Origin of the sequence: Cobetia amphilecti, from assembly GCF_032923285.1 — a bacterium.
Classification (GTDB): domain Bacteria; phylum Pseudomonadota; class Gammaproteobacteria; order Pseudomonadales; family Halomonadaceae; genus Cobetia; species Cobetia amphilecti.
This window is the reverse complement of record NZ_CP136695.1, coordinates 361,565-379,373: the sequence shown is the minus strand read 5'-3', so window position 1 is coordinate 379,373 and position 17,809 is coordinate 361,565. Positions and strand designations below refer to the sequence as shown.

General features: G+C 63.6%; 14 protein-coding genes and 1 other RNA gene. 9 read left to right on the top strand and 6 right to left on the bottom strand.

Going from position 1 to position 17,809, the window contains the following annotated elements; translation table 11 throughout:
* Positions 1-29: 29 nt before the first annotated feature.
* Positions 30-212: non-coding RNA, 6S RNA (ssrS, locus tag R1T44_RS01670), on the top strand.
* Positions 213-234: 22 nt separating this feature from the next.
* Entirely contained in the window at positions 235-951 is a 717-nt protein-coding gene (locus tag R1T44_RS01665) for a 5-formyltetrahydrofolate cyclo-ligase (protein WP_317292456.1), read from the top strand.
* A 777-nt stretch (positions 952-1,728) separates the two neighbouring features.
* Here R1T44_RS01665 and ilvA read toward each other — a convergent pair.
* On the bottom strand, positions 1,729-3,252 hold the full coding sequence (ilvA, locus tag R1T44_RS01660; protein ID WP_263643043.1) for a threonine ammonia-lyase, biosynthetic: 1,524 nt from the start codon (positions 3,250-3,252) through the stop codon (positions 1,729-1,731).
* Positions 3,253-3,489: 237 nt separating this feature from the next.
* Between ilvA and rpiA the strand changes: the two genes are divergently transcribed.
* Entirely contained in the window at positions 3,490-4,161 is a 672-nt protein-coding gene (gene rpiA / locus R1T44_RS01655; RefSeq protein WP_054556388.1) for a ribose-5-phosphate isomerase RpiA, read from the top strand.
* A 9-nt stretch (positions 4,162-4,170) separates the two neighbouring features.
* Positions 4,171-4,896: a DUF3157 family protein gene (locus R1T44_RS01650; RefSeq protein WP_317292455.1), complete on the top strand. Its 726-nt coding sequence runs from the start codon at positions 4,171-4,173 to the stop codon at positions 4,894-4,896.
* 126 nt (positions 4,897-5,022) lie between these two features.
* On the opposite strand, the gene R1T44_RS01645 is transcribed toward R1T44_RS01650, so the two are convergent.
* The gene (locus tag R1T44_RS01645; RefSeq protein ID WP_082388693.1) at positions 5,023-5,877 is read right to left on the bottom strand and encodes an outer membrane protein OmpK; all 855 of its coding nucleotides are present in this window, start codon (positions 5,875-5,877) and stop codon (positions 5,023-5,025) included.
* A 349-nt stretch (positions 5,878-6,226) separates the two neighbouring features.
* On the bottom strand, positions 6,227-7,495 hold the full coding sequence (locus tag R1T44_RS01640; RefSeq protein WP_043331634.1) for a NupC/NupG family nucleoside CNT transporter: 1,269 nt from the start codon (positions 7,493-7,495) through the stop codon (positions 6,227-6,229).
* Positions 7,496-7,814: 319 nt separating this feature from the next.
* On the opposite strand from R1T44_RS01640, the gene R1T44_RS01635 reads away from it, so the two are divergent.
* Positions 7,815-8,591, top strand: a complete 777-nt coding sequence (locus R1T44_RS01635) for a DeoR/GlpR family DNA-binding transcription regulator (protein ID WP_054556386.1) — start codon at positions 7,815-7,817, stop codon at positions 8,589-8,591.
* 150 nt (positions 8,592-8,741) lie between these two features.
* Here the strand turns inward: R1T44_RS01635 and waaA are convergent, their stop codons facing one another.
* The 3 genes from waaA to R1T44_RS01620 are packed head-to-tail and all read right to left on the bottom strand — an operon-like array spanning position 8,742 to position 12,660.
* Positions 8,742-10,064: a lipid IV(A) 3-deoxy-D-manno-octulosonic acid transferase gene (gene waaA, locus R1T44_RS01630; RefSeq protein ID WP_317292454.1), complete on the bottom strand. Its 1,323-nt coding sequence runs from the start codon at positions 10,062-10,064 to the stop codon at positions 8,742-8,744.
* 2 nt (positions 10,065-10,066) lie between these two features.
* Positions 10,067-11,497, bottom strand: a complete 1,431-nt coding sequence (gene hldE / locus R1T44_RS01625; RefSeq protein ID WP_043331637.1) for a bifunctional D-glycero-beta-D-manno-heptose-7-phosphate kinase/D-glycero-beta-D-manno-heptose 1-phosphate adenylyltransferase HldE — start codon at positions 11,495-11,497, stop codon at positions 10,067-10,069.
* Entirely contained in the window at positions 11,497-12,660 is a 1,164-nt protein-coding gene (locus tag R1T44_RS01620) for a glycosyltransferase family 9 protein (RefSeq protein WP_153635005.1), read from the bottom strand. The genes hldE and R1T44_RS01620 overlap by 1 nt, the downstream gene beginning before the upstream one ends.
* Between R1T44_RS01620 and R1T44_RS01615 the strand changes: the two genes are divergently transcribed.
* The 4 genes from R1T44_RS01615 to R1T44_RS01600 all read left to right on the top strand — a co-directional run bounded on the left by R1T44_RS01615 (position 12,659) and on the right by R1T44_RS01600 (position 17,685).
* A complete protein-coding gene (locus R1T44_RS01615) occupies positions 12,659-13,447 on the top strand; it encodes a 3-deoxy-D-manno-octulosonic acid kinase (RefSeq protein ID WP_279834021.1) in 789 nt (262 codons plus the stop codon). The genes R1T44_RS01620 and R1T44_RS01615 overlap by 2 nt on opposite strands.
* A 177-nt stretch (positions 13,448-13,624) precedes the next feature.
* A complete protein-coding gene (locus R1T44_RS01610; protein WP_317292453.1) occupies positions 13,625-15,631 on the top strand; it encodes a DUF3413 domain-containing protein in 2,007 nt (668 codons plus the stop codon).
* A 72-nt stretch (positions 15,632-15,703) separates the two neighbouring features.
* On the top strand, positions 15,704-16,549 hold the full coding sequence (locus R1T44_RS01605; RefSeq protein WP_317292452.1) for a glycosyltransferase family 2 protein: 846 nt from the start codon (positions 15,704-15,706) through the stop codon (positions 16,547-16,549).
* Between the two features lie 2 nt (positions 16,550-16,551).
* A complete protein-coding gene (locus R1T44_RS01600) occupies positions 16,552-17,685 on the top strand; it encodes a glycosyltransferase family 4 protein (protein ID WP_317292451.1) in 1,134 nt (377 codons plus the stop codon).
* Positions 17,686-17,809: the final 124 nt, after the last annotated feature.

The following is a 17,809-nucleotide window of genomic DNA, read 5'->3' as shown; positions in this document are numbered from 1 at the left end:
CAGGCAGGCGGGGTTTGGTAGACTGAATGAGTTCTCTGGGGTGTACGACAGTTGCCGATGTCCCTCGAGCTTATAAGCTATTCCCAGGGAGTCCACTGCGCAGTGCTGTGTGCATGTCCGTGCGTCGGAACGCCTGATGCGCTGCGCGGGACTACCCACCTTGAACCGCTGGGTTCAAGGGCCCCCGGTAACACCGGCACCTTGGAGAACCCTGTCTGACGGAGATTGTCAGGCATGCGCAAGCCCCCCGCGGTCTATGCCGCACCCGCGAGCCCACGCTCGCCACTCCCTTCTGCAGCACTCGATACCACGCTCTGGGCACTGCCCAGCGAGCTCGATCACCCTCAGGCCGACCGCCGTGCGCTTCGCCGTCTGCTGCGCCAACGCCGCCGTCAGCTACCACCTGCCATTCGTCTGCAAGCCGAAGATGCGCTCCTGCGTCAGCTGAAACGGCTGCCGGAACTGTTGCGCGCCCGCCACGTCGCCCTGTATCTGCCCTACGATGGCGAGATCGATGCCACGCGCCTGTGCGATTGGCTGCAGCGACGAGGGGCGAAGGTCTATCTGCCGGTACTGCGTCCGTTCGCGGCCAATTCGCTATGGTTCGTGCGCTACGACGATCAGACACCCCTGGTCAGCAACCGCTTCGGCATCGCCGAACCGGACACCCGTCATGGGGCTTCCAGGGCGCGGCGCCTGCCTGCCTGGGCGCTGGATGTCGTCTTGATGCCACTGGTCGGCTTCGATGGGCGCGGGGCTCGCATCGGCATGGGCGGCGGCTTCTACGATCGCAGCTTCGCCTTTACCCGCCGTCCCGGCCCACGGCCGCTGTTGATCGGCCTCGCCCACCACTGTCAGAAGGTCCCCGCCCTGCCGGTACAGCCCTGGGATGTCCCGCTGGACGCCATCGTCAGTGATCGCGAAGTCGTGCGCCCTGCCCGCCCTGAATGAGGCGCTGGGCTTTGTGACGAGATCGATGGCACGACCGCGAAACGACCACAACACGACGGAGCACGAGGGTGAAAGCAGGCAGAAAGGGGCTATCTGTGAGGAGGCGAAGCAGCAACGCAGTGAAGCCAGCCGGGGGCAAGCTTAAGGGGAGTCGGGGAACTGGAAAGCGGGGAGCAGAAACGCTGGAAAGCCTGGCAGGAGGGTCATGACATGGGTGCGTGGCGCCAGAGAGACTGACGCCAGCAGCACCGCTACCGCCGGTGAGGGCAGCAGCGCAGGATTCAGGAACCCATTACGGTCTGGGCGTAGCCGGTTGCCACTACACCAATCCCGAAGATGAATACCAGGGCCATGACCAGATCGGGCTTACGTTTCATGAGAGCGGGCTTCTTCTTATATCGTCAGTGGCTTTCGCGTGACGGTTGTCGATGACTGTCTTCCTGACAGTGACCAGATGATAGGCATCTGACTTCTGTATGACAATCACCATGCAATCGTTTGAATGGACGCTTTTCCACGCAGCTTTTGATGTCTGCTCGCCCCAGCCGACAAGTACTTTCGTCAAAAACACTGTTCTTTTTCGCGCTCGGCATGGAATGTGGAATTTCCTGCGGCATGCCCGCCGGATACGCATGAAAAAGCCCCGACCTTCCACGCGAAGGCCGGGGCTTTTCTTTCCACGAATATGACCAATGAAGCATGATGAGCTGCGCCTCAGCTCGCCGCCTTCAACGCAAATGACTCATATAGCCATCATCGCCCCATCGCTTGCCTCGCTCAGGACAGAAACAGGCGATAGGCGGGATTGTCACTCTCTTTCCAGAAGCGATAGCCGATCTCATTAAAATATTCCTCGACCCGCGCGCGGTCGCCATTGGGGATCTGCATGCCGATCAACACCCGGCCATGCGACGCGCCGTGGTTACGGTAGTGGAACAGCGAGATATTCCAGTCCGCCGGCAGGTGGGTGAGGAAATTCATCAGGGCGCCAGGGCGCTCCGGGAATTCGAAACGATAGACCTCTTCCTCGAGATCGCTGGTCGTGCGCCCACCGACCAGATGACGCGTGTGCAGCTTGGCCAGTTCGTTGTCGGTCAGGTCTTCCACCGCATAGCCCGCCTCACGCAGCTTCTCGACCACAGCAGCGCGGTCTTCACCGCCCGGCTTGACCTGCACGCCGACGAAGACATGCGCTTCCTCCGGATTGGCATAGCGATAGTTGAACTCGGTTACCATGCGCTTGCCGATCACCTTGCAGAACTGCTTGTAGGCCCCCGGGCGCTCCGGCAGCGTCACGGCCAGAATCGCCTCACGCTGCTCGCCCAGCTCGGTGCGCTCGGCAATGTGCTGCAGGCGATCGAAGTTGGTGTTGGCGCCGGAGTTGATGCACACCAGCGTCTCCCCTTCCGCGCCTGACTGCTGGACATATTTCTTGAGGCCCGCCAGAGACAGTGCGCCACTGGTTTCGGAGACGGCACGCGTATCCTCGAAGATATCCTTGACCGCTGCACACATCTCGTCGGTATTGACGGTGATGACCTCATCGACGGTGTGCTGGATGAGCTCGAACGGTGCCGCGCCGATCTGCGCGACCGCCACGCCCTCGGCGAACACGCCGACCTGGTCCAGCACCACCCGCTCACCGGCTTCCATGGCTGCCTTGAGGCAGGCGGCATCTTCCGCCTCGACCCCGATGACGCGAATCTCGGGGCGCAGGTACTTCACGTAGGCCGCGACACCGGCGATCAGGCCACCGCCCCCGACCGGCACGAAGATCGCATCGATCTTGCCGGGATGCTGACGCAGGATTTCCATGCCGACGGTGCCCTGGCCGGCAATGACATCCGGGTCGTCATAGGGCGGGATGAAGGTATAGCCGTGCTCATCCATCAGGGTACGCGCGTGGGCCAGCGCCTCGGGGAAGGCGTCGCCCTTGAGAATCACCCGCGCGCCGCGCTCGCGCACGGCCTGCACCTTGATTTCCGGCGTAATGCGCGGCATCACGATCACTGCCTTGACGCCCATCAGCTTGGCCGCCATCGCCAGGCCCTGCGCATGATTGCCGGCCGAGGCCGCAATCACGCCACACGCCTTCTGTTCATCCGTCAGCTGGGCCATCTTGTTGTAGGCGCCGCGAATCTTGAAGGAATAGACAGGCTGCAGGTCTTCACGCTTGATGAAGATGTGATTGCCGAAACGACGCGACAACAAGGGTGCCGGCGAGAGCGGAGTTTCATGGGCGGCTTCGTAGACACGAGCCGACAGGATTTTCTTGACGTAATGTTCGAGCATTATAGGAATGTCCTGATGTGTCACAGCGCGGGCCGCATGAGCGCGACCGAACCCCCATTGTTATCAGACCGCTGGCGAGAGCGTCCAGCGCCATCGCCGGGTTTGCCGTTATAATGTGGCGTTTTCCGGCGTTGCGCTTCACGTCAAGCCGTTTTCCAGTGCCTGCCGGCGGTAAACTGCTGGCCACACGGGGAAGACCGCGCCAATGCCCACTTTCACCACCGCCCCACCGACCCGAGGTATCACATGACCCAGGATGAGCTGAAGCAGGCCGTGGCCCGCGCCGCCCTTGACGAGATTCGCCCACTGCTGAGCCGCGACACCATCATCGGCGTCGGCACCGGTTCGACGGCCAATCTGTTCATCGATGCGCTGGCGGAAGTGCGTCACGACTTCGCCGGCGCCGTCGCCAGCTCCGAAGCCACGGCCGAGCGCCTCAAGGGCCATGGCATCGACGTCTTCGAACTCAACCATGTCGGCACCGTGCCGGTCTACGTGGATGGTGCCGACGAGATCGACCCGCGCCTGGCGATGATCAAGGGCGGCGGCGCCGCGCTGACCCGCGAGAAGATCGTCGCGGCCTGCGCCGAGCGCTTCGTGTGCATCGCCGATGGCTCCAAGCAGGTGGATATTCTCGGCGGCTTCCCGCTGCCGGTGGAAGTCATCCCGATGGCGCGCTCCTATGTCGCGCGTGAGCTGGTCAAGCTGGGCGCAGACCCGGTCTACCGCGATGGCGTGCTGACCGACAACGGCAACCGCATCCTCGATTGCTACAACTTCCTGATCGAGGACCCGATCGCCATGGAAGCGCGCATCAATGCCATCGTCGGTGTTGTCACCAACGGCCTGTTCGCGGCACGCGGTGCCGATGTGCTGCTGGTGGGACGCGAAAGTGGCGTCGAACGCATCACTGCCTGAGGAGCTGGCATGACGATGAATCTGCGCCCACGACTGCGCCTGGCGACCGCACTGCTGCTGGCAGCCAGCGCAAGTCCGCTGGCGCTGGCCGATAGCCTGCCGATCAGCCAGCCAGTCACCGTGACGCTCGACAGTGGCGTCAAGATCCTGCTCAAGCCGGACCACAGCTGGGAATATCAGCTGGATGAGGTACAGGCCGCTTCCGCCCCGGCCACACGACCGTCCGTGGAAACTGGCGCTGGCAGCGCGCTGGTGCCGACCTCGACGGCCGTGCCGGTGACGGCGGCGGTCGCTCCGGCTGGCGACTCGGCCTCACCATCAGCCGGTGCGGCCTCTACCAGTGCCGGCAACGCAGCGCCTGACAGCGCGTCACGCCTCAACAGCAGCGCGCTGGCCAATCCGCGGCTGTTGAGTGAAGGCCACCGCGATGGTCTGGTCGCGCGCCTGTCCTCGGTGAGCGAAGAGGATGACGAGGCGCTTCTGCAGTTCAGCCTCGACAACACGGCCGGCCAGAGTGTCATCGGCGTGCAGGCCAGACTGCGCCTGTATGCCGATGATGGCCATCTGCTCGCGACGCGTGAGGTGCCGCTGTGGGTCGGTGAATATCGCCTGCCCCAGACCTACCTGCGCCCCGGCCAGACACGCGATAGCCGCGAAGTGCGCGTCTCGCTGCCGGAGGGTGAGTGGTCACGCCAGCTGGTGCGCGTGGAAGTCACCGAGGTGGAGTTCCGCTGATCACCGGATGCCGGATGCCAGCTTCCAGGTGTCAGATGCCACAGCAGCCAGACGAAAAACGGGAAGCCCTGAGGGGCTTCCCGTTTCTGTTTTAGCGCCGGTCGCTCAGCGAGAGCGAAGCGGTGATCAGAACTTGTAGTTGATGCTGAAGTAGTTGCCGAAGCCGGTGGTGTCCTGGCGAACACCGGTGGCAGTGGAGCCATCGGTGAAGAACGCCATGTTGTTGTAGTACTTCAGGCCATAGCCGATCGCATAGCGCTGGGTGTGGTAGTAGATGCCGTTGAACCACTCCATGCTGTTGACGCTGCGGCCCGCCTGGCTGCCCACTTCGTCGGCATCGAACTTGTAGTCCAGGTAGCCCTGATAGGCGATGAAACTGCCATCATCGAAGTTGACGAACGGCTTGAACCAGTTGGTGGAGGCCATGTAGCCGTCCCACTTGCTCTCGTCTTCACCGCCGTAGTTCTCACGCACGTAACGCGCGTAGAGGTTGAAGCCCATCTTGCCGAACCACGGCACCTGCACATCGCTGCCCAGGCCGACGTAGTGCTCCCACAGACCGCCGAATGCGCCGTTGTCACCGATGTTGGTGACGGTGGCGATGTAGAGCTCATCCACCGGGCCGAACGACAGGTCATAACCGGTCATGGCGTCCAGCGAGAAGCGCGGCGCCAGCTTGGCGAAGAAGTTGTCGCCGTCGTTCAGGTCATCGGAGCTGTCGTCCAGCAGGTCGAAGAAGTCGACATACCCGTAGAGATCGACGATGCCCGAGCGGCCGCCGAACTCCATCTCCAGGTAGGTATCTTCGCTGTTGCGGAACGGCAGGCGGTTGTCTTCACTGCGCATCAGGTTGAAGGTCAGCCACTTGTAATCATTGGCGTGGATATCGCCATTGAAGTCAGTGGCCTGCGCCGGTGCTGCAGCGGTCAGCAGCGTGGTGGCAGCCAGAGTGCTGGCCGCGAGGGTCTTGAGCATGGTCATCGCGTAACGATCCTGTCCTGAATGTTGAGACTGTTCGAATTCTTGTGGTCTTGCCCGCTGAGCGGGTCTTGTCGCTATGAAGTCCGACGAAGGCGCGGGAGTGAAACTCGCACGGGGCCCAGTCTGGAAAGGCGGCGATGTTAGCACTTCCTCGCAAAAACGACAGAGCGACATTTCGGGGATGATCAACGTGCCATCGACGACAATGTGAACCTTTTCACACTCTCGCCAAGCACCTTGCCACTCCCGGCTTCCCCGAGCTGACATCCCGATGTTTCCTCGCTTGCCGCCCGGCGCATGCCGGCAGGATGGCTCCCGTCGACTGACCGGGCGGAGAGCGAGGAATGCATCAGGCCGCCAGCGCCAGGAAGAAACCGGCAATCGCCGCCGACATCAGATTGGACAGCGTGCCGGCGAGTACCGCCTTGAGCCCCAGGCTTGCGATCTCATGACGGCGTGTCGGTGCCAGGCTGCCCAGCCCCCCCAGCAGGATGGCGATCGACGACAGATTGGCGAAGCCACACAGCGCGAAGGACAGCACTGCCATGGTGTAGGGCGTCATCACCGCGCCGGTGGCCGCGACGATGCTGTCACCGCTGAGGTAGGGCGCCAGATTGATGTAGGCGACGAACTCGTTCACCACCAGCTTCTGGCCGATGAAGGAACCCGCCAGGGTCGCCTCGCTCCACGGCACGCCCAGCAGGAAGGCCAGCGGCGCGAACAACCAGCCGAGAATCATGTCGAGACTCAGCGTGTCCATGCCGAACCAGCCACCCACGCCGCCGAGAATGCCGTTGATCAGGCCGATCAGCGCGATGAAGGCCAGCAGCATCGCCCCGACATTGGCCGCCAGCTTGAGGCCGGAAGACGCACCGGAGGCCGCAGCGTCCAGCACATTGGAGGGCGCATCATCATCCTTGAGGGCGGCATCGGCGAGTGCGATCGAGTCGTCCGGCTTCTCCGTCTCCGGGAACAGCAGCTTGGCGAACAGCAGCCCGCCGGGCGCTGCCATGAACGATGCCGCCACCAGGTACTCCATCGGAATGCCCAGCGCCGCATAGCCGCCCAGCACCGAGCCGGCGACGGAGGCCAGGCCACCGCACATCACGGCGAACAGCTCGGAGCGCGTCATGCTGGCCAGATACGGCTTGACCACCAGCGGCGCCTCGGTCTGACCGACGAAGATGTTGGCCGTGGCCGAGAGCGACTCGGTACGCGACGTGCCCAGCACACGCTGCAGGCCGCCGCCCAGCAGGCGAATCACCCACTGCATGATGCCGAGGTAGTAGAGCACCGCGATCAGCGACGAGAAGAAGATGATGATCGGCAACACCTTGACCGCGAAGATGAAGCCGACACCACTGCCCGGATTGGCCAGGCTGCCAAACAGGAAGTTGATGCCCTGATCGGCATAGTTGACCACCTGACTGACGGCACCGGAGACACCGGCCAGCACTCCCTGACCGAAGGAGGTGTAGAGCACGAAGGCGCCGATGGCCAGCTGGATGGCAAAGGCACCACCCACGGTGCGCAGGCGAATGGCGCGTCGATTCGACGACAGCGCCACGGCAATGAGGATGAGCGAAGCCATCCCGACGAGACTCATGAGGGGATTCATTGGGAAGATCCTGAGGGTTCTTGTGGTTGTTATGGGTGCTGCGTGCAGGGCTGCGACGACCCGTTATCAACGTCGTGCAGTGTTATCCTGCATTCTCACCATGTTCAAAAAGTCACAGCCTGACCAAATAGTCAATACGTCCGTTTTACCTCACGCCCTCTTGTCTTCCAGTGCCAGACTGGCAATGTCAGGGGCATTTTTGAGGTTCTCCCTGTGTGTCAGTGGTTTATCATCTGCTTCTGACGTGGGACGTGGCGCTTCAGCCCAGTTTTTCGCCAACGCTCCCTCATCGGAACCGGCATCAAAGGACAAAAGCCGCATGAACAATCACAGCGCCGCCCGACTCGACCGCCTGCAGGCCATTCTGCGCGAAGGCAGCCCTCTGCAACTGAGCGACGCCGCACAGCTATGCGCCGTCTCGGAGATGACCATTCGTCGCGACGTGGCGCACAGCAACGGACTGCTGGAAATTCTGGGTGGCCGCCTGTTGCTGGTCGATTCATCCGCCGGCAGCGTCTATCGCCTGGATCGCGAGATCGACGCCAGCGCCCCGATCAAGCAAGCGCTGTGCCAGCAGCTGGCCAGTCATATCGAGGATGGCGACACCCTGTATGTGGATTGCGGCACCACGTTGGTCCATCTGGCAGCCGCCATCGACCGCCAGCAGACGCTGACCCTGGTGACCTGCGCCCTGAATGTGGCCAACGCGGTCGGCCATCTGCCCGGGGTGCGGCTGGTGATGCTGGGGGGCCTTTTTCACCCGGCCACCCAGTCATTCACCGCCACCGACATGCCGGAGGCCATCCGCCGTCTCGGCATCAACAAGGCCTTTCTCTCGGCGGGCGGAGTGCATGCCGAGCGAGGCGTCAGCTGCTTCCATTTCCATGAGGTCGCGGCCAAGCAGGCCGCTCTGGAAAGCGCGATGCAGCGCTTCTTGATCGTCGATGCGCGCAAGTTCGAGATGGTGCGCCCCGCCTTCATCGCCCCACTGAGTGACTTTGATGTGGTGATCAGCAATGCCAGCCCCGCCGCACGTGATTGTCTGGGGGCGCTGGAGGCAGAAATGGGCGTGACAGCCGAGCTTGTCGACTGCTGAACTGTCGATTGCTGAGCTGCAGATTGCCTTGCTGGAAAGAGTCAGGCCACTCGCAGCGCCAGACCACTGACAAACAGAAAACGCCGCACGATTGTGCGGCGTTTTCTGTCTGACCAGACAGTCAATGCACACTTTGCGTGCGCGGGGATGTCACAGCGGCAGGTGGTGCTCGAGCATCGCCAAGGTGCCACTCAGCGCGCCGCGATTGCGCTCCACGACCTGGCTGGCCGCCTGGCCTGCCATCTGCTGCGCGGCCTGATCCGAGAACAGCGCATTCACCGCTTCGGCCAATGCCGCGTCATCCGCAACGACCTGAAGCGCGCCTTCCGCGGCCATCACCTCGGCGATCTCGCTGAAGTTGTCCAGCGATGGGCCACTCAGCAGTGGCAGTCCCAACGCAGCGGGCTCGAGCAGATTGTGCCCGCCGATGGGCACCAGGCTGCCGCCGATGAAGGCGATATCAGTGGCCGCATACAGCGTCAGCAATTCCCCGAGACTGTCACCGACCAGTACCGATACGGCGTCAGCCACACCGGTGCCGCTCTCTGACATGGCACTGCGCCGCAGGCTGCTCTCGCCGCGCGCCTGGCACCACTGCGCCGCCTGAGCGGCCACTGCCTCGAAGCGTTGCGGATGGCGCGGCACCAACAGCAGCAAGGCCTGAGGATGCTGGTCTCGTACCGCGGCATGCGCCGCGAGTATCTGGCCATCCTCGCCGTCATGCGTCGAGGCGGCGATCCATACCGGCCGCTGCGCGAACGACTGGCGCAGCGCCTGGCCATCGGCAATGACCTGTTCAGCAATGCCCAGTTCGAACTTGAGCGAGCCGACGGCCGTGCCGCACGCTGGCGGCAGGCCAAGCGCCATGAAACGCTCCAGATCCTGCTGCGACTTGGCCGACAGACCACTGACGTGAGCAAGACTGTCGCGCATCAGGGCGCCGATCCTGCGATAGCGCTGGAAGGCGCGCGGTGACAGGCGGCCATTGATGACGCACAGCGCAATCTCCTCCCGCGCACAGGCGGCCATCAGGTTGGGCCACAGCTCGGTTTCCACCATGATCGCCAGCGCCGGACGCAGCCGACGCACGAAGCGCCGCGCGCTCAGCGGGAAATCCAGCGGCAGGTAATGGTGACGGGCCGGGGCCAGCTCTGACGAGCCCTGCGGCGTATGCAGCAGACGTGTGGCCTGTGCAGCGCCGGTGGCCGTCATGGTCGTCAGCACCAGCGGGCGCCGTGGGTAGCGCTGACGCAGTGCCTCGACAAGACTCGCCACCATCACCACCTCGCCCAGCGAGGCGGCGTGCAGCCAGATGGGGCGCTCACTGTCGGGCGTGGTGCTCGGCGTGGAGGGGATGATGCCCAGCCGTTCCAGGCGCGGGTGCTGGGCATCGTGCTCGCGCCAGACCCGCTGCCAGATGAGAGGCGACAGCAGGGTCAGCGCGGTGCTGTAGAGGCTGCGGGCAAGGCTCACGCCTAGTCCTCGCGATCGAGAATGGTGGCGATCATCGCGGTGGTGGAGACGCCGTCCTCGAAACCGAGCACGCGAACTTCACCGCCATTGGCGATCACTGCCTCTCCTCCGGCGATCTCTTCGGGGCGATAGTCGCCGCCCTTGACCAGCACATCCGGCAGCACGGCCTCGATCAGGCGTGCCGGGGTGTCCTCGCTGAAGGGCACCACCCAGGCGACCGCACCGAGGCCTGCCAGCACCTGCATGCGGCGCAGCACCGGGTTGATCGGGCGTGTCGGCCCCTTGAGGCGTGCCACCGAGTCGTCGTCATTGACGGCCACGATCAGGCGATCGCCGTGGCGTGCCGCTTCCTGCAGGTAGGCCACGTGGCCGGCGTGCAGGATGTCGAAGCAGCCATTGGTCATCACCACACGCTCGCCGCGTGCCTGGGCGGCCTTGACTGCCGGGATGAGCGCGGACTCCTGGATCACGCCGAATTCCGCCAGCTTGTCGCCGTGCAGCGCGGTGTAGAGCTCCGCCACCGACAGGGTCGCGGTACCCGGCTTGGCGACCACCAGGCCCGCGGCCAGGTTGGCCAGCATCACGGCTTCCGGGAAGGCGTGACCGGCCGCCAGCGCCAGACCCAGCACGCCGATCACCGTATCGCCGGCACCGGTGACGTCGTAGACCTCACGCGCATGCGTCGGCAGGTGCAGCGGCTGATAACCCTCGCGGATCAGGGTCATGCCCTTCTCGCTGCGCGTCACCAGCAGGGCTTCCAGCTCGAGCTCGGCACGCAGTGCCTCGCCCTTCTCGGCCAGTTCCTCATCGCTGCGGCACGGCCCGACGATGGTCTCGAATTCGGTCAGGTTGGGGGTGATGATGCTGGCGCCGCGATAGCGCGAGAAATCACTGCCCTTGGGGTCGACCAGCACACGCTTGCCCGCCGCACGCGCAGCGGCGATCAGCGCCTCGACCTGATTCAGCGAGCCCTTGCCGTAGTCGGAGAGAATCATCACGCCACTGGCGCCCAGCTCGGCCTCGACCTGGCTCACCAGCGCGCTGGTATCCACCTCGTGCAGCGGCTCCTCGAAATCGAGACGCAGCAGCTGCTGATTGCGGCTCATCACGCGCAGCTTGGTGATGGTCGGCACGCTGTCACTGGCCTGGAAGCGCGTGATGACGTTGGCGTTTTCCAACGCGCGCGTCAGGATGGCGGCGTTGTCATCCTCACCGACGACACCCGCGAGGGTGGCGTGCGCGCCGAGCGAGGCGATGTTGAGCGCGACGTTGGCGGCACCGCCGGGGCGGTCTTCGCTCTCGCCGACTCGCACCACCGGTACCGGTGCTTCCGGCGAGATGCGTGAGGTGCCACCGTGCCAGTAGCGGTCGAGCATCACATCACCCACGACCAGCAGGCGAGCCTGTTCAAGCGCAGTCAGATCAAGCTTCATCAGGCGTCTCCGCGTGCAGAGGGGGATTGGGAAGAAGAGGTATCCGTAGAGGAGACAGCCGCGACCGGCAGACGTTCGCAGCTCTGGCCACGAATGACGCCATCGGTGTCCGCCAGCAGCTCAGCGAGGCGCGCGATGACATCCTCGGCGCGAATCAGGCTCATGGCGTCCTGATGGCGCACGCGCTGACCCCAGTTGATCTCGTCCATCTGCTTGTGAAGATAGGTCTTCACGGCGTCCGGATAGCGATTGACCACCAGATGCTGCCAGCAGTACGGTGCCGCACGCTCTGGATTGGTAGTGGCGTACAGGCCGATCACCGGCGTGTTGAGCGCATTGCCCATATGCACCGGGCCGGAATCCGGCGCGATCACGGCCACGGCGCGATCGATCATCGCCAGCAGGCCCTTGAGCGAGGTGCCACCGATGGCATCGATGACCGCGCCTTCGCTGACCAGCGCCTTGATGCGCGCGCCCATTTCACGTTCCTGCGGGCTGCCGCCACCGGTCATCACGCTGCGGATGCCATATTGCTGCCAGGCATGATCGACGACCGCCGCATAGCCTTCCGGCGACCAGTTGCGGAAGTTGCGCAGTCGCGGATTGGCACACGGACTGATGATCAGATACGGCGCCTCACCGGTGACGCGTGCGGCTTCGGTGTAGGCCTCGGGCGGCACATCGAGACGCCAGTCGAGGCGGCAGTCCTCGACACCCAACGTACGCGCGAAGTCCATGAACGACTCCAGCACGTGGGCGCGCTCTCGCGGGGCCAGCTGATGGGAGGTAAAGAGGTACTGCCAGTCCTTGGCGCGCGCACGGTCGTAACCGATGCGCACCTTGGCCTTGAGGCCCAGCGACAGCGCACTGGCGCGCAGTGCCTGCTGCATGTGCAGCAGCACATCGAAGTGCGTGTCCTTGAGCTGTCGCCAGATGGCGCGCATGCCCGCAAGACCGGTGGACTTGTCATAGACCACGAACTCGACCCCGGTCAGGCCGGACAGTAGACTGTGCTCCCCCTTGCCGACGATCCAGGTAATGCGGGCCTCAGGCCACTGACGCTGCAAGGCGCGTACCGTTGGCACAAGATTGCAGACATCGCCGAGAGCGGAGAGCCGGAGCACGCAGATATGTGCGGGCTGGGCAGGGAGAGGATGCTTCATGCGGATGGCAGTTTTCCGAAATGAGAATGCCCACATTCTATATGATGGCGAAACAGCGCCACAAATGACGCCGGACTGGTTCATGCCATCGTTCTGGCGTGAACACGACGCCGTGACCGGTGAAGCGCCGGGGCGCGGGGCGAGTCTGTTCCTCGATGTCTGTCGTTTGCCCGCCGAACTGCAACCCGCCAATACCACCGCGACACCGGCTCGCCGCTGGGCACTGCGCCCCTATCGTCGCGGCGGCCTGATCGCGAAGCTCGCCAGTCAGCGCTACCTCTATACCGGCCTTGAGCGCACCCGCGCCTTCGCCGAACTGCGCCTGACGGAGCGCCTGTATCGCCAGGGGCTGCCGGTGCCAGAGCCCGTCGGTGCCTGCGTGTGGCGGCATGGCCTGACCTACGAGGCCGCCCTGATCACGGTGCTGATTCCCGGCGCACGCGCCTTCGCCGATGACCTGATCGCCCTCGAAGCACAGCACCTGCCTGACGGGGCCGAGCTGCCCGAAGCCCTGCTTCGCCTGCTCGACGCGACAGGTCACGCCATCCGCGCCGTGCATGACGCCGGGCTCGAGCATGTCGACCTCAACGCACGCAACCTGCTGATCGATGAAAGCGAACGCGTCTACGTGATCGATCTCGATCGCTGCCAGCTGCATGCCGAGGCTCCCACGGATGCACGCTGGCGCGAAAGCAATCTCTCCCGCCTGGGGCGTTCGTTGGCCCGCTTCACCCCGACACATCATGCGGCGTGCCTGGCCCGCATCCGCAGCGCCTATCAAGGGTAGGCGCCCGCTCCGTTTCACTCTTTGCTGACACTCCGTTCAACTCTATTACTGACAAAGTGGTCATCCGGCGCGCAAAACAAGGTATCATGCTAACAATATATTATGCATGATAACTATCTTGCCGATCCCCACGCTTGATGGGTTATCGCGCTTTTTCCTATCCGCCGGATATGACCGATGACCGCAAAGACCCCTGACTCGCCTGCGCCCGCCAACGCCCGACCTCGTGACAGCCGCCGCCGCTATCTTCGCGACAGCGCCACCTTCTCTCTCGCCATCCTGGTGTTGATCTGGCTGGTCGCAACCCGCTATCTGCCCTTTACCCCACTCCCGCAAGGAGTGAGTGCCGCCAGCCTGAGCGGTTGGGCCTACCTGGCCACCACCTGGCTGGGTCACTACGGACTGCTTGCCCAACTACTGTGGCTACCAGTTGGCCTGCTCGGCATGATATTGCCCGCGCGCAGCGCTCGCCGCTGGCTGTGGCTCCCTGCGGGCATTCTGGCCGGCAGTGCACTGAGCGCACTGATCATCGACAGCCTCGTCTATGCCCAGTACCGCTTCCATCTCAACGGCTTCATGCTGTCGATGTTCCTCAATGACAGCAACGGTGAAATCTTCGAGTTCGATGCCACGACCTGGCTACTGGGTGCCTGCACCCTGCTCGGCTTGATCGCGCTCTGCTGCGGGCTGGCTTATCGACTGAGTGGGCCTGCGGCAGTCAAGCGCGCTCACCGTTTGCCGACAGGCAAGCTGCATGCCTTGCTGTTCCTCATGCTGCTGGCAAGCCACATCCAGCACATCGTGTCGGATGCCCATCACAACCTGCAGGTGACACGCGAAGCGCCAGCCTTCCCGCTGCTGTTCCCCGCCACAGCGCGCGACTTCATGGAAGACCACGGGTGGCTGGATGCCCGGACTGCAGAAGCGGCCAAGGTGCATATCCAGAATTTCGGGGCGGGTTCGCTGGCCTATCCTGCCGTACCGCTTGAACAGGATGACGATGTCATCACCAGCAGAGGTGTCGACGGCCAGCCTGCCAACATCCTGTTTCTGGTGATCGACTCCTGGCGCGCCGATAGCTTCACTGCCGAGGCGATGCCCCACTTGCACGCCGCCCTGGCGGATGGTCTGCACTTCCCGGATCACATCTCCGGCGGCAACAGCACCCGCACCGGTTTCTTCAGCCTGCTATCTGGCCTGGCCGCCAATTACGTCACCCCGATGGAGAATGACGGCCTGGGCAGCGTGCTGGTCAATCAGGCACTGCAGCGCCAGTGGCCGCTGGGGCTATTCTCCTCGGCAAGCTTCAATGGTGTCGGCCTGGACCGTAGCCTCTTCCCGAAAGTGCCAGATCTGCGCTTGCGCACCCTGGGCGATAGCCCCGCCATGCGGGACCGCGTGATGACGACCGACTGGCTCGCCTGGCAGGCCCAGCGCCGCCAGACAGCGCTGCAGCAGGACGCTCATGCGCTGAAACCGTGGCTGGGCGTGCTGTTCTACGATGCTCCGCATGGTTACTCGCTGCCAAGAGGTGCCAGTACTCCCTTCCAGCCCAGCGCCACCGGCATGGACTATCTGACCCTGGGTCCCGACACCGACCCGACGCCTGTGCACAACCTGTACCTGAACTCGCTGTATCATCTGGACAGGCAACTGGCGCGCGTGATTCAGGACCTGAAAGAACACGGCGAGTGGGACAATACGGTGCTGGTCGTCACCGGCGATCATGCTCAGGAGTTCAATGACAGCGGCAAGAATTTCTGGGGACACAATGGCAACTTCACTCGCTACCAGACCCAGGTACCGCTGATTCTGCGCGGCCCCGGCATTCCTGCCGGCCACTATGGAAGCCAGCTGCCACTGCCTCCCGTCACCGCACATTATGATGTCGTCCCGACACTGCTACGCCATGTGATGGGCATCAGCAATCCCCCCAGCGACTACAGCATGGGCCATGACCTGCTTCGCACTCTCGACCATCAACCAGAGGTCGACAACGAATGGGTGCTCTCCGGTAGCTATCAGGACTTCGGTATCATTCAGCGCGATCGCATCTATGCACTGGAAGGCACCGGCGGCTATGCAGTGTACGATGGCGACATGAATCGTCGGCAGGCGCTCGGCGAAGGCGCCAACCCCGTCATGAAAGTGATGGAGACCATGCGCCGCTTCTACGCGAACTGAGCCTGCCACTGAGTCCCATCGGCGCCTGCCACACCCCGTCGTGCTGCAGGCGCTCTTCAGACAGAGACCGTCATGAACACGAGCGTCGAGGCCTCGGCCGCCCCTTCACCCGATGGCAAGCTGCGCACCGCGGTGCCCATCACCGGCTGTGTCATCACCCTCAATGAAGCCCACAACATCGAGGACTGCCTGCGCTCGCTGGCCCAGGTCTGCGATGAGCTGATCGTGGTCGATTCCGGCTCCACCGATGCCACCTGCGAGCTGGCGCGCAACATGGGCGCCGTGGTGATCGATCAACCCTATCTGGGCGACGGGCCGCAGAAGAATGTCGGGCCAAGCCATGCCAGCCACCGCTGGGTGCTGTCTCTGGATGCCGACGAGCGCCTGACCGACGGCGCCGTCAGCGCCATCCGGGAACTGGCACTCGACAGCACGCCCCATGATGGCTTCGCGCTACGCCGTCGCAACTTCATCGGCTCGCGCTGGGTGCGACATGCCGGCTGGTATCCCGATTACTGCCTGCGCCTGTATGACCGCGAGAAACTCGCCTTCCGCGATTCGCGTCAGCACAGCTCGGTGCAGGCCAACCATCCCTGCGAGCTGGACGCCGATCTCGAGCATTACAGCTTCGCCAATCTCGGTGAACTGTTCGTCAAGGCCAGTGGCCGTTTCTCGAACCGCGCCGCCAAGATCATGTATCAGAAGGGAAAACGCGCCAACGCCTTCACTCCCTTCCTGCATGCCAGCAATGCCTTCATGCGCAAGTTCGTCTTCCAGGCCGGCTTCCGCGATGGCGTCGATGGCTTCTCGGTGGCGCTGTCGGCCAGCGTCAATGCCTACCTGAAATACGCCAAGCTGCTGGAATTCCAGCGCGACGCCAAGGTGCGTAAGGCCGAAGATTTCAACAAGGTATGGTGACCATGACCTCTAGCTGTGAGCCGACTGCCGCGCGAGGTGTGACGCGCCCGCTTCACGTACGCCATGTCAATCTGGCACGCGGCTTTCGCGGCGGTGAGCGCCAGACGCTCAACCTGATCGCGGACCTGGCGCGACGCGCAAGCCCGTGGGAGAACGGCGAAGCCGGCGCGCCGATCCGCCAGTCACTGGTGTGCCTGCGGGGCTCGCCCTTGATCAGCGAACTGGCGGCGCTTGAGCTGGCCGTCACGGTGGACGTGATCGAGATCAGCGGACGCTTCAAGGGCCATCTCGGCCAGCCCCGTGCCGATATCGTGCATGCTCACGAAGCCAAGGCCGTGCACTGGGCATGGCTGCATCAGCGCCTCACCGGCACGCCCTACCTGCTGACACGCCGGGTGCCCCAACCGGTGAAGGACAAGCCGTTCAATCGCCTGACCTATCGCGCGGCCGCCTGCCGGGTGGCGATTTCGTCGGTGATCGAATCTCACCTGCGGGAGCGCCAATGGGGTGAGACGGCGTTGATCCCCAGCACCCTCGCCCACCTGCCCAGCGACAAGCAAGCCGTGGCCGAGCTACGCCAGCGCTTCGGCAATGCGCCCGCAGGGGATCGCATCGTCATCGGGCATGTCGGCGCCCTGGTGGACCGCCACAAGGGCCAGCGAGTGCTGATCGAGGCGGCCCGCAGGCTGCGCGACAGCCACCCGCAGCTGCTGTTCGTCTGTCTGGGCGCCGGCGAGGACGAAGCGGCCTTCAAGGCGGAAAGTGCCGATCTCGACAATCTGGTCTGGGAAGGCTTCCACACCAATGTCGGCGACTATCTGGAAGCCTTCGATCTGTTCGCCTTCCCGTCGCGCAACGAGGGTCTCGGCTCGATTCTGCTCGACGTGATGGATCACGGCGTCCCGATCATCGCAAGCGATGTGGATGGCATCCCCGATATCGTGCATGACGACAGCACCGGCGTGCTGGTGCCCACCGGCGATGCCCAGGCACTGGCTGCCGCCATCGTGGCACTCGTCGCTGATGCACCACGTCGGGAGCGGCTGGTCGCGGGGGCGCGTGCGCATCTGACACGTTTCACTCCCAGCGCCATGGGCGAGGCCTATCTGGGGCTTTATCAGCGGTTGGCACGCTAGACCGCTTTTCATCTCAGATACTTATCGCCCCAGTACCTGGCCCACAAGCACCTATCGTCCAGGCACCTATCGCCCGGCTAGAGAATAAAAAAAGCCCTGTTTCATGTGAAACATCACAATGAAA

Bases quoted from the DNA above. Each gene is read 5' to 3' on its own strand.
- hldE (WP_043331637.1), bottom strand. From the start codon at position 11,497: ATGAAGCTTGATCTGACTGCGCTTGAACAGGCTCGCCTGCTGGTCGTG.
- R1T44_RS01615 (WP_279834021.1), top strand. From the start codon at position 12,659: ATGCGGATGGCAGTTTTCCGAAATGAGAATGCCCACATTCTATATGAT.
- R1T44_RS01665 (WP_317292456.1), top strand. From the start codon at position 235: ATGCGCAAGCCCCCCGCGGTCTATGCCGCACCCGCGAGCCCACGCTCG.
- R1T44_RS01610 (WP_317292453.1), top strand. From the start codon at position 13,625: ATGACCGCAAAGACCCCTGACTCGCCTGCGCCCGCCAACGCCCGACCT.
- R1T44_RS01605 (WP_317292452.1), top strand. From the start codon at position 15,704: ATGAACACGAGCGTCGAGGCCTCGGCCGCCCCTTCACCCGATGGCAAG.
- R1T44_RS01620 (WP_153635005.1), bottom strand. From the start codon at position 12,660: ATGAAGCATCCTCTCCCTGCCCAGCCCGCACATATCTGCGTGCTCCGG.
- R1T44_RS01640 (WP_043331634.1), bottom strand. From the start codon at position 7,495: ATGAATCCCCTCATGAGTCTCGTCGGGATGGCTTCGCTCATCCTCATT.
- R1T44_RS01600 (WP_317292451.1), top strand. From the start codon at position 16,552: ATGACCTCTAGCTGTGAGCCGACTGCCGCGCGAGGTGTGACGCGCCCG.
- rpiA (WP_054556388.1), top strand. From the start codon at position 3,490: ATGACCCAGGATGAGCTGAAGCAGGCCGTGGCCCGCGCCGCCCTTGAC.
- R1T44_RS01650 (WP_317292455.1), top strand. From the start codon at position 4,171: ATGACGATGAATCTGCGCCCACGACTGCGCCTGGCGACCGCACTGCTG.
- R1T44_RS01645 (WP_082388693.1), bottom strand. From the start codon at position 5,877: ATGACCATGCTCAAGACCCTCGCGGCCAGCACTCTGGCTGCCACCACG.
- R1T44_RS01635 (WP_054556386.1), top strand. From the start codon at position 7,815: ATGAACAATCACAGCGCCGCCCGACTCGACCGCCTGCAGGCCATTCTG.